Consider the following 12,193-nt stretch of genomic DNA (forward strand, 5'->3'; position numbering starts at 1 on the left):
GCGGCATTACTCATAGTGCCGCCCCATTTTCATGCGTAAAAATATTGGAGGGGATATGCCTGCAATTGCAGATAATAACAACAACGATTTAGCACAAAACCATTATTCAGAATGGGTGAAGGGTTCAGGCGTTGACGCCACCCTCACTGCACTAAATGTCCGTTCTCTAAGTAGGAATGAAGTATACGAGTACCTGTTGTACGCCCTACCTCAAACCGCCCGACGTAACGATCTCCGATTGCGGGACGGATATTTGAGACGGTACGCCCACACGACAAAAGGTGCATGGTGGGTGAGTGGACTTGACCCACTCAACAACTGGCTATCAATGGATTGGGGACGGATTAAACCGGACTACCCCAGGCTCGAATGGGACAAACAAACCCAACAGCATACCGAAAAGCCCATCAAATACGAGTCACCGCCGAAAACCCCAAACCGCGTTACCTATCTGCGAGTTCCCCTCCACATCTGGCGGTTGGTGTCCCTGCGGTATGATGTACCGATGCCAGAACTGATCGCGATCACCCAATCAGGTGAGGCATTAGGTTTTTGGGCTTGGGTAATGGCACACCCCGAAATCCCTGTAATTCTTACGGAGGGCGAGAAGAAGGCAGGTTGTTTACTGTCGTTGGGTTTTGCAGCGATCGCTCTCCCTGGCATTTGGAACGGGCGCGTTGGTAAGGAAGATCTAGAACGCCTACACCCTGACTTGGTAGCGATGGCCCAACCAGGACGGAAATACATTGTATTATTTGACTACGAAACCAAGCCGAAAACCAAACTCCACGTTTATCAAGCCACCCGTCGTACTGCTAGGGCTATTATTCAGCAAGGCTGTGTTTGTGAAGTGGCACTATTACCTGGGTCGGAAAAAGGAATTGACGATTGGGTGGTGGCACTGGGTAAAAAAGCGGATAAAGCAGTGACAGCAATGATTGCTGATGCCTTAACTTTAAACGAGTACCAACAAAGATTTTTCATCAATCGTGTTAGAGGATTGCGTAAGTTCAAGCCCAACCTGACAGTGAATACACGTTACCTTTCTCAAGCAATCCATTCTCTACCTGAATCTGGCTTGGTTGGTTTGGCTTCTGATATGGGAACTGGTAAAACTGAAATCTTGGCGATAATCAGAAGAGATAACCCAGGCTTGAGCTTTTTGAACAATGGGCATCGCGTCAACTTGCTGAAGAATCTGAGCGATCGCCTGCAAACTGCCATGTACTCCGCGATTTCTTGCGGCGACTGGGCAAAAGCCAAAGCCCTCAGCATTACTGTTGACTCGTTGTATAAAATGGCGAGTGATTTACAGGTTTACGATGTTCTATTTATTGATGAGGCCTGCCAATATCTTGCCCACTTGCTCAAGTCCAAAACCTGCAAGTCACACCGGGGGGATATTCTGGAGGTGTTGGAGTATCTGGTTTACAATGCCAAGCTGGTAGTGTTAGCTGATGCTCACTTGGACGATCTGACTATCGAGTTTTTCTTGAGAATGCGACCGGCTGGCGAAAAACCCTACATCATCAAGAATGAATATCGCTCTGGTGGTCGTCAAGTTCATTGGTACGAAGGCAAGAACAGCAGTGCGCTCGTTGCCAATTTTCATGCTCAACTGATGTCGGGCAAGAAGTTGATGATGGTCAGTGACAGCAAGCGCTTTATCAAAAAGTTGGAACGCGCTTTGAATGATGGGACATCAATAGATACGCCTGACACGGAAGAAACACCAGAGTCAGCCGAAGACCGTCAGCTAAGGGTGTGGACTGTTCATTCGGAGAACAGCGGCAGTGAAGAGAATGTAATTTTTATTCGGGAAATTAATGTTGCTATCAAAAACATAGACGCGCTGCTCATCACTCCCAGTCTAGGCACAGGTGTTGATATTTCTACCTACCATTTCGATGGGATCTTCGGTGTGTTTCACGCTGTATCACAATCAGCTACAGAATGTTCTCAACAGCTGTGGCGGTATCGTCCCGATGTGACGATGCATGTTTGGGTAACCCCTCGTCCTCCATTTGGTTATGCCGAAACCAATGCGCGGCGGATCAAAGAAAGGATTCTCCAAAACAACGAAATGACGGCTTTCTTGATTCGTATTGACAAACAGACAGGGAAGCGTGGGGCAGAGAAGGACTGGATGTTAGACACCAGTTGCCAGATTGAGGCGCAGCGCAATTGGTCTATTAATAATTTACGAAACGATCTGCGATCGCTCTTGGAGGAAATGGGCAATACGATTATCCCCGTAGGAGATAGTAGCGATGATGGGGCGGCTCGTTGGATCAAGGCAGCTGGTGTTGCCTTGGATTGGGAGCATTGTACTAAAGTTGCTAATACCAAAGATATCGATAGAAGAACTTACACCAGCAGGCAGCACCAGGATTACCTGAAGCCAGAGGAAGTGCTGGAGTGTGAGAAATTCCGCATCCAGGACACTTACGGCATGACTGTTACCCCGGAACTGGTAGAGAAAGACGATGGGGGGCGGTTAATTAAAAAGATAGTTGCACTGGAGGCAATACTAGCAGCACCGGGGTCAACTACAACTGATGACCAGGGGCGGGAATTTGTTACACCGCCGACTATTGTTGTAGAGCGAGATAAGGGGGAGAGAGAGCGACTAACCATTTGCACTGATTGGAGTAATCATTCTACATCCTGGCTCATGCGTCATCGGCTGGGATTGAGGACAGTGCTGCTGGATCTCATGGCTGGGGTTGAAGTTACAGGGAATGAAGCGATGATTCAGGCTTTGGCGGATTTTTCCAAACGTAGCGCAGCTCACGTCAAGGGTATCCTGAATCTGACCATACCGCTTGATGAATCATCGGTGTGGATTTTAGGACAGTATTTAGAGCAACTGGGTTTATCTACAGACTCGCGCCGTCCCGTTGAAGACGGCAAACGGGTTCGGTATTACCGCCTAAATACTGAGGATGTCGTGTTTGCCCAGCAGGTTTTGGAATATCGGCAGCGGCAACGGGACGAGAGAGAAAGGAAGCGTCAAGAGGAGCAAGAGTTAAATGCAGCTTATGCGGCTAGAATGCAAGCTCAGTATGGGATTAATGCCCTGTCCACACCCCCCATCAATGGAAATGGAAGTAATAAACGGGGGGGTATGGACGGGGATTCATCAGGAGTACAAATACTCAATAATCAATGGTGGAACAGGGTAAAATACTACGCTCGGCTAGTAATTGAGCGGATAGAACACGGAGTTAAACAGGTCAAAGAACTACTCAGCACCCTCACAAGTGACGAGCGTTGGGGGGTGATGGTAGAGGTTGAGGAGGTTGAATCGGAGAAATTTGGCCAGTTGATTGCATCTGCTCCCGATTGGGTGGAATGGATGGCGTGAATTGTGGCGGCGGTTAATGAATCTTCAAGTAGCGATGGCGAAGACTTTAACAGGGAAAGCTCTCTCATCACAAACTATGCCCAAATACTTAGAGATGTTATCAAGCATGAGGGTTGACGCGATTAAATCCATCTTCAAACGCTGGGCATCTGATTTGCGCTGGCAGACGGTGCTGGAGTTGGAGGCTCTAGCGGTGAATGAACTGCGCTCTTTGGAGCAGGTAGAGCCGGAATTTTACGCCTTGCTTAGTGAGGAGGTGTTGCCAATGTAGGTGTGAGCTAAATTATTTCCAAAAGACCACCTACGACTTTAGAGTGTTGAAATAACTAAAATAACTATCCATCTGAAGGCGAGGTATGACAACAAACTTTGGTCGGCGTGAATTTATCTTGTTTGGTTCAGCCGCGTTTGCTACCAGCTTAGTGGTGCAAGCTTGCAGTAATAAGCCAACGACACCAACAGCGACAACAACGGGTGGTACTGAAGGGTTTAAAATAGCGATCGCTCTGCCTGGAATGATTACCGACAAAGGCTGGAATCAATCTGGTTATGAAGGAATCAATTTAGTAAAACAAAAGCTAGGTGCAGAAACTGCCTATGTAGAAAAAGTAGCACAAGCAGATCAAACAGAAGTATTAACAGATTTTGCTCGTAAAGACTACAATCTCATCTTCGCGCATGGCGGACAATTTGATGCCGCAATTGAACAAGTCGCCTCACAGTTCCCCAACACATTTTTTTTGGGAGTAAATGGTAATCTCAAAGGTGAGAATATTGCTTCTTTACGAATAGATCACCTACAAGCTAGTTATTTATGTGGCATTATCGGTGCTCATACCACAAAATCTAATAAATTAGCTTATATTGCTGGAGAGAAGTTCCCGGCTACCGAGGGAGAACTGCGAGGATTTGAATTAGGGGCAAAGTCTGTTAAACCAAATATCCAAATTACTTCTACTTTTACAGGTGATTGGAATGATGTTGCCAAAGCCAAGGAAGCGACTCTCGCATTAATTTCTTCCGGGGCTGATGTCATCTATCAATGGTTAGATAATGCCTCAGCCGCAGTTTTACAAACAGCAGGTGAAAAAGGAGTATATGCTTTTGGTAACACCAAAGATCAATTAGACGTTGCACCAAAAGCTGTCTTAACCAGCGCTGTCAAACGCTTAGATTTAGCCATAGCTTATCTAGCAGAATTAGCCAAACAAAAACAAATCAAAGGACAAATATATACAATTGGTTTAGAAAGAACAGATATATTAGTTTTAGGGAAATTCGGAGCAATCATACCGGAAGCAGTAAAGCAAAAGGTATTGAATGCAAAGCAAGAGATTGTTAATAAAAAAATCGTGTTTGAAGACTGTAAAGAGGCTGGTAAGGATACGCGCTGCGTGAAGAAAGCAACAACATAGGTTTAGCAGACTAGATTAAAAAACTTTTGTAGTGAGGACTTTAGCTCAGATTTTTAGGACTAAAGTCCTCACTACGAGCTATCAGTTTTGTGAATATGAACTATTTACGCTTAAACAATATTACCAAAAGCTTTGGGTCTTTTATTGCTAACGACAATATCAATCTCTCTGTTGCATCTGGAACCATTCATGCAATACTAGGCGAAAATGGTGCAGGTAAGAGTACTTTAATGAATATTATTAGTGGACTCTATCAACCTGATGCTGGTGAGATTTATCTCCAAGAACAACCAATAAAAATTACTTCACCAAATGAGGCAATTAAGTTAGGCATTGGCATGATTTACCAACACTTTATGCTTGTGCCTCAATTAACTGTCACAGAAAATATCATCTTAGGCACGGAGAAAACTTGGCGGCTAAATCTACAATATAAACAGCAAGAAATCGCCGCATTATCCCAAGCTTATGGATTAGAAATTGACCCCACTGTCAAAGTTGAAAATTTATCTGTTGGGGCACAACAACGGGTAGAAATTCTCAAAGTTCTATATCGTCGAGCAAAGTTGTTGATTCTTGATGAACCTACAGCAGTTTTGACACCACCAGAAGTAGAATCATTAATTGCTATCTTGCGCCAATTGGCAGCCGCAGGCAATACAATCATTTTTATCAGTCATAAATTAGAAGAGGTAATGAATCTCTGTAATTCAGTCACAGTTTTGCGCCAGGGAAAGGTAGTAGCAACAACATCAACTGAAGCGGCGACACCTCAGCAGTTAGCAACATTGATGGTAGGACGAGAAGTCGCTTTACAGTTAAATAAAAGTCCGACATTACCAGGAGAAATCATCCTATCGGTACAAAATTTACAAGTTGCTGATGAAAGAAATATTCTTACTGTAAATAATGTATCTTTTGAACTGCGGGCAGGAGAAATTTTAGGAATTGCTGGTGTTGATGGCAATGGACAGCGAGAACTAGCTGATGCTATCGCTTTTGTGCGGACTATTAAGCAGGGTAAAATTGAGTTTACACACAAGGATTCTTTAGTGGGCTACATCCCAGAAGATAGGCGGACAATGGGATTGGTGTTGCAATTTAGCATTGCCCAAAACTTGATTTTAAAAGCTTTTAAATATCTGCCATTTTGTCGCCGTTTTTTGTTACAACAAGAAGCGATCGCTAATCGTGCCCAAGCTGCAATGCAAGAGTTTGACATTCGGGCCAATGGGATTGATGTCTTGGTAAGTCAGCTTTCGGGAGGAAATCAACAAAAAGTGGTGTTAGCGCGAGAACTGGCGCAAACACCAGCTTTAATTATCGCCATGCAACCCACAAGGGGGTTAGATGTAGGGGCGACAGTAGCCGTCCAGTCTCGAATATTAACAGAACGCGATCGCGGTGCCGGAATTTTGTATATTTCTACTGAGTTAGAAGAAGTGATGACAATGAGTGATCGCATTGCTGTAATCTACAGAGGTGAGTTTGTGGCTATTTTGGATGCAGCCACGGCAAAGGTGGAAGAAATTGGTTTGTTGATGGGTGGTGGGAATAATGAATGATATTGTGTACGGTTAAAGACGGATTGTTAAGGCTGCAAGGAGGCAGGGGGAGAAAGAGTTTTCAAGTTTTTGGACAAATGCGGCAATATTAATCAGCCGGACATGAATGATCGCAACTAATCGCATGAAATTCCTGTTACCAATCCTATCACCGCTAATTGCAATCGCCTCTGCTCTCATCGTCGGTGCTATCCTCATGCTAATTGCTGATGCAAATCCCATCACTGCATACAGCATCTTATTTCAAGAATCTCTCTCTACCTACTTTGGATTTGGTAACACTCTCACCAAAATGACACCGCTATTGTTCGCCAGTTTAGGCGTGCTAGTGGCGTTGCGGGCTGGGCAATTTAATATCGGTGGAGAAGGACAAATTTATCTGGGTGCGTTGGGAAGTACTTTAATTGGGTTATATCTGCAAGGATTACCTGCGGTAATTCATATTTCCTTAGCACTTTTAGCAGGATTTTTCTTCGGTGCAGCTTGGGGTTGGATTCCTGGTTATCTCAAAGCAATGCGCGGAGTGAATGAGGTAATTACTACATTGTTGCTCAACTACATCGCCATGAATTTAGTTAGCTACCTTGTCCAAAATCCATTATTGGCAACAGGTGCGCCTAGTCCTTATTCGCCATTAATTGCCAAAACATCCCGTTTGCCGATTATATTACCCCAAAGCCTTGCCCATGCAGGTATTTTATTAGGTTTAATTGTCGCAGGTATTTTATGGGTATTGTTAGTGCGATCGCCTCTAGGTTATCAAATTACAGCAGTGGGATTTAACCCGATTGCCGCCCGTTATGCCCATATATATGTTGAACGTACCATTATGCTAGTGATGGCTTGTTCGGGTGGTTTAGCTGGATTGGCTGGGAGTTGTGAGGTGATGGGGTTGAAATATCGGCTATTTGAACAAGTTTCACCAGGTTATGGGTTTGATGCCATTGCGATCGCTTTTTTAAGTCGTGGTAGTGTTATCGGTGTAGTATTAACTTCCTTGTTTTTTGCCGCGCTTCGCAGTGGTGCGAATGTGATGCAGCGTAGTGCAGGTGTGCCGGTAACTGTAGTTTACGCGATTCAAGGGTTTATGGTGTTGTTTATTGCTATCAGTCTCGCAGTCGAAAGAGAGATAAGAGTCAAAACCAACAGAGGCGCAAAGGTTTAACCCAGAAAACTCTGCGAAACTTTGCGCTTTCCTCTAGCTTGAAAAGTTAAGCCACTTGCTTGCGGGGGTTCCCCCCGTTGTGCAAAGTGGCGTTCCTACGCCGGGAAACCCGGCTTTCCTGCAGAACGCTTACGCGAACGAGGAACTTTCCGCTGCGAACCTCTGCGTTTAAAAATAACTCTATGAATAATCTCAACTTTTTCTCTGATTACTTAATAGCTACTTTGCGTCTAGCCGTCCCCTTAGCATTTGCAGCCCTTGGAGGATTGTACTCGGAACGAGCGGGAGTGTTAAATATCGCCTTAGAAGGAATGTTGCTTACAGGTGCTTTTACTAGCGCTGTGGCTACTTTCTACACTAGTAATCCCTGGCTTGGTATCCTTGCATCCTTGATTGCTGGGGGGTTAGTCGGACTACTCCATGCTGTTTTGTGTATAACTTTGCGTGTCGAGCAATTAGTATCTGGGCTAGCAATTAATCTTGTCGCAGCTGGATTAACATCGTTTTTCGCCCGGTTAGTGTTTAGTGGCAGTAGTACACAGCAGTTACCTGGAATCGGGGCAATTATTATTCCTGGTTTAGCTAATATTCCCCTAATAGGGCCGCTACTATTTCAGAAAGATTTTTTAGTATATTTATTATTTATCTTAGTTATTTTAACTACATACATTTTATTTAAAACTAGCTTTGGACTGACATTGCGAGCAGTGGGAGAATCTCCGAAAGCTGCTGACACATCTGGAATTTCCGTACCATTTGTCCGTTATATCGCTGTGCTGATTAGTGGCTGTCTTGCGAGTTTAGGAGGTGCTTATTTAACTCTGGTACAAGTAAGATTTTTTGCCGAAGGGATGAGTGCTGGTAAAGGATTTATTGCGATCGCAGCATTAATTTTTGGCAGATGGCATCCTGTAGGTAGTGCTTTGGCTTGTTTGCTGTTTGGGGCTACAGAAGCTTTACAACTGCGAATTCAGGCTTTAGGGGCAAATATCCCTTACCAATTTTTAGTAATGCTACCTTATGCGATCGCTTTATTGGCATTAATCGGATTTGTGGGCAAATCTACACCCCCTAAAGCTTTAGGTACTCCCTACTTTACACAAAATCGCCACTTAGACTAAAAAGCTGTGTTTCTATTTTTATTGGTTTGGCATGGAATTCTTTTTGACCATAACAACTGCATACTTGCGGTCTTAATATCTCAAACCTATCTACTCTCCCAAACCCTTTTCTTGTTTTTCCCTCATGCCCTGGTTGTCCCCCTGGTTTCCGTTTTGGAGCCTCACTCTCTTCAAGTTTTTTCTCTGTTTTTTGAGGGTGTCTCCTGACGGTGGTTTTAACCCTCTTGTGTCACTCTAGGCAGAAGAAAAATGGAAATCAGAGTGAGCCAAGAATATAAAAATTGGGGAAGTTAGTCTATAAACGATAAATTGGAGTTTAGCAAATCCTAAAGATAATTCAGGAATAGAAAAGACTGTAAGCCAAGGCTGAATTAAGTTAAATAAGGTAAAAGGTTGAAGTATGAGACGGAGATTGTTGAGAATATTTTTCCCACCTTTTCCATTATCCCACTCTGGATGAGAAGCGAATCGTGTTTGAGGTTCTGGGGGAGAGAAACGCATTTGTTCTGAATCAAGGCTAACCATGAGATAGGCACTACAAACAATTTCCCACCATCGCTCAATATCTTGATAGCGAGTCAAACGATAATCCGCCCAACCTAATTCATTTTTACTTTGCTTTAAGCCATATTCAACCCAGGTTCTTAACCCATAAAAATTACCAACATCCCTGGGAGTAATGTCTGCGTATTTACTCATTACATACCAAGTAGAGTTTCCAGGTAGTTTCTCAATTTCTGTAGTTATCTGCCAATACCTATTTTCTCCACGTTTACCATGAATTATTTCTCTAATAAACCGATTTTCACTGCTGAGGTCAGAAAATACTCGCTTGAATTTATGCCAGTTTAAATATTGAGTGTGCTGTCTTGGAAGTAAGTCCACAAAATGATTTGAGCGAATCGCAACTAGATAATTTAAACCCAGTTGATCTAATACAGATCTAAAATTCGTACCACTTTCACCATATAAGCTGTCGGCTAGTACCAAGTTGAAGTTAAAACCCATCAACTGTAGCCTTCTCATCAGTATTGCTGCTATTTGAGGCTTGGTAAGATATTTATCTCCTGGCTTTAATTTTATCCCGTGGCTTGTATACTTCAAATAGTAGGGGAAAAGTCATCCCGCAGAATACACCATACGCAGTGACTGCTACAACTCCATTCTCAACCTTTCCCAAATTTCCGATGTACTGCCGTTTCACATAATCTGTTGTATTTCCTTTCTTCTTATCTCCTGTTTCATCAATAATTAAAATGATTGGTCTTCCTTTTAGTACCTCTAAAATTAGTTTCAATCGCAAAGCTCTTAACTGTTCTACTGACTATGATGTAGTTAAGAAATGATCTAGTCCTTGATAGTTATCTAGCCCGACAATTTTTGCTATTTCAGGTAGACTTTTCCGTTTTAAATCAGAAATACATCCTATATGTAGATATTTGAAAGCTTCAAAATTCCTAACATCTGAAAACAGGTTTTTATACCACAAGCAATATTCATCCACAAACTTGACGGTTTTAATGGGTGAACGAGGCTCTACCATTCTCTGTGTCTTCGTTCTAAGTTTTGTACATTATTATACTACCGCGATAGTGACACAAGAGGGATAAATGCAGGGGCTTGTATCCCTTTTGGCAGGGGAGAGGAATTCGCTCTTATTTCTCCCTGCTCCCTGCTCCCCTGCCTCTTTGATCAACACAAACAGGAGATTGTACAATGACTGCAACTATCGCTCGTCCCAAGTCCAAAAAGTATGCCACTGCTAGTAAACCCCAATCCTCGTACAGACGGCTCCATGTGATAATCCCAATTGAAGATATGTTGTGGGCATCATAGCAAAGACCTTCAGTTACACAATTGTGACAGGAGTCTTGGACAGCTGACCCCTATGGTTCTCGGTGGATGCCTTTGAGCTCTGCTTTAGGATACAGTACTTTTATCTCTGCGAAGAAAATCTCTCCGACAGTGGTTTGTTCATTTTTAAGCCGGACAAGTCGATACAGGATGGACGCGAAACTGTTGGGTGGATGGTACGGAATTTATATCGTAGCAGGAGAAAGGAGTTTTGGGAGTCAGTAGATTCTGGTAATCAACAAGCAAGTTCTGAAAAACAAGAATTAAATGTTGGAAATTCAAAGACTAGTGCTGGCTCTAAAGAAATGCGTTGTTTACACAAAGCGTCTTCTTGATCTATCTTTAGCACTTTGTACCAGACCAATGCCTGTTTTTGCAACACAACCGTTATGATGTATACTTAAAGATTACGTAAGACTTTAGTTACTGGTTTTAACTTAAATATTAAGAGGTATAGAGCCAAGTATATGCTGAATTTAGGTTCCTTCTTGTTAACTCAAATTTTAAAAGTACTAACAGGTTCCACTCTTCTTTACTTAATGTTAGCTACTACACACCAAGAGGCAAAAGCTGCTGAGTTATTTCTTGATGGTGGATTACTACCAAGCGAACAGGGATGGAACTCTGTAACAGATTTTGGCTTACCACCAGATGTTTCTACTGATGGTAAAGTCTTGACAGTAAATACGATTGGAATATCTTCACCTCCTGATGTTCCCTCCGGTCAATTTACATTGTTTTACCGTGATGTGGGGATGGAGAAAATGACTCGCTACTCCATTAACTCCATTGAATTTTCATTAAAAGTAATCGATGTTTCTGAAAAACATAATACCTATGATGCAGGTATTGCTTTTTTGCCGAGTTACAATGAGCTTGGTTTTGGCTCTGTTATTGACAGAAGTCAAATGATTTATCTTGATGAAGATAGTATTGGTTGGGGCGATGAAACTGATTCATTCACTCTAAATACTACGAGTAAATTTCGTACATATCGTCTGACTGTAGAAAATAATGGTCAGGCTAAGTTATTCGTTGATAACGTACTTGCTTTACAACGCGGTAATTTTCAAACAAACGGTATAATTGCCTTCGGTGATCAGACTAACGATCTAGGTGTAGATGGACGTTTTGCAATCAAAAGTATTTCTGTAGAGAAAACTCCGATTGTCCCTGAACCTCTTACTTTTAGTGGTGCAGCAGTCGCAGGTGTTATTGGGTTATGGATGAAGCGCAAGCAAAAAGCTTCAACAGCAGTATAGTTTCGCTATTTTGTTTAAGTCATAATACAATGTACTGCTCACATTAAGGCGATTCTTGGGTTTACGGTTCCAAGTGAGTGTCAGCCGATGTGGTTGCTTGCCACTTTGATTGAGCAGCTGGGACTGAAACTGGCAAATTAAAAAGTGGGCCCTCGTAGGGAGCAGGTGAAAATTTTCTCACTTGCGAAAGAGGAATTGGAATTTGCAACGAAAGTAATTGCTCACCGGGAACGGAAACGTGCCCACACAGAAGGGTTGTGTTGCAAAAACGGTTGTGTTGCAAAAACTAGGGCTGGTCTGGTAGAAGTGTAGTTGTACCAATAGTCTTGTATCAAAGTTAGCCCATTAATGAACCCCAAAGAACCGTTTAAATGGCGTCATTTCCAATCCGAGCTCATCCTTCTATGTGTGCGGTGGTATCTACGATATCCATTGAGCTATAGG

General features: G+C 43.0%; 7 protein-coding genes and 3 pseudogenes. 8 read left to right on the forward strand and 2 right to left on the reverse strand.

The genetic code is table 11. The annotated features are described in order from the left end of the window. Window positions 1-55: 55 nt before the first annotated feature. The 6 genes from HCR01_RS31580 to HCR01_RS31605 all read left to right on the forward strand — a co-directional run bounded on the left by HCR01_RS31580 (window position 56) and on the right by HCR01_RS31605 (window position 8,633). Window positions 56-3,367 (forward strand): plasmid replication protein, CyRepA1 family, encoded by a 3,312-nt coding sequence (locus tag HCR01_RS31580; RefSeq protein WP_193199948.1) that lies wholly within the window; start codon window positions 56-58, stop codon window positions 3,365-3,367. 16 nt (window positions 3,368-3,383) lie between these two features. Beyond that, a complete protein-coding gene (locus HCR01_RS31585; protein ID WP_193199949.1) occupies window positions 3,384-3,638 on the forward strand; it encodes a hypothetical protein in 255 nt (84 codons plus the stop codon). An 85-nt stretch (window positions 3,639-3,723) separates the two neighbouring features. Further along, complete coding sequence (locus tag HCR01_RS31590; RefSeq protein WP_193199950.1) at window positions 3,724-4,782, forward strand: BMP family protein; 1,059 nt, start codon at window positions 3,724-3,726, stop codon at window positions 4,780-4,782. Window positions 4,783-4,877: 95 nt separating this feature from the next. After that, window positions 4,878-6,347 (forward strand): ABC transporter ATP-binding protein, encoded by a 1,470-nt coding sequence (locus HCR01_RS31595; RefSeq protein WP_193199951.1) that lies wholly within the window; start codon window positions 4,878-4,880, stop codon window positions 6,345-6,347. Window positions 6,348-6,453: 106 nt separating this feature from the next. Next, entirely contained in the window at window positions 6,454-7,512 is a 1,059-nt protein-coding gene (locus tag HCR01_RS31600; RefSeq protein WP_193199952.1) for an ABC transporter permease, read from the forward strand. Window positions 7,513-7,694: 182 nt separating this feature from the next. Then, window positions 7,695-8,633 carry an ABC transporter permease gene (locus HCR01_RS31605; protein WP_193199953.1) on the forward strand — a complete coding sequence of 313 codons (939 nt, stop codon included), beginning with the start codon at window positions 7,695-7,697 and terminating at the stop codon, window positions 8,631-8,633. A 10-nt stretch (window positions 8,634-8,643) separates the two neighbouring features. Here HCR01_RS31605 and HCR01_RS40940 read toward each other — a convergent pair. Both HCR01_RS40940 and HCR01_RS31610 read right to left on the reverse strand, forming a co-directional pair. Continuing rightward, window positions 8,644-8,849 (reverse strand): annotated as a pseudogene (locus tag HCR01_RS40940) (IS66 family transposase); the annotation flags it as partial. A gap of 18 nt (window positions 8,850-8,867) precedes the next feature. Continuing rightward, window positions 8,868-10,176 (reverse strand): annotated as a pseudogene (locus HCR01_RS31610) (IS701 family transposase). Between the two features lie 778 nt (window positions 10,177-10,954). On the opposite strand from HCR01_RS31610, the gene HCR01_RS31620 reads away from it, so the two are divergent. Both HCR01_RS31620 and HCR01_RS39300 read left to right on the forward strand, forming a co-directional pair. Then, complete coding sequence (locus tag HCR01_RS31620; RefSeq protein ID WP_193199954.1) at window positions 10,955-11,749, forward strand: PEP-CTERM sorting domain-containing protein; 795 nt, start codon at window positions 10,955-10,957, stop codon at window positions 11,747-11,749. 348 nt (window positions 11,750-12,097) lie between these two features. Then, window positions 12,098-12,193, forward strand: a pseudogene (locus HCR01_RS39300) (IS6 family transposase); the annotation flags it as partial.

Origin of the sequence: Nostoc sp. MG11 (assembly GCF_014904695.1) — a bacterium.
In the GTDB taxonomy this organism is placed as follows: domain Bacteria; phylum Cyanobacteriota; class Cyanobacteriia; order Cyanobacteriales; family Nostocaceae; genus Komarekiella.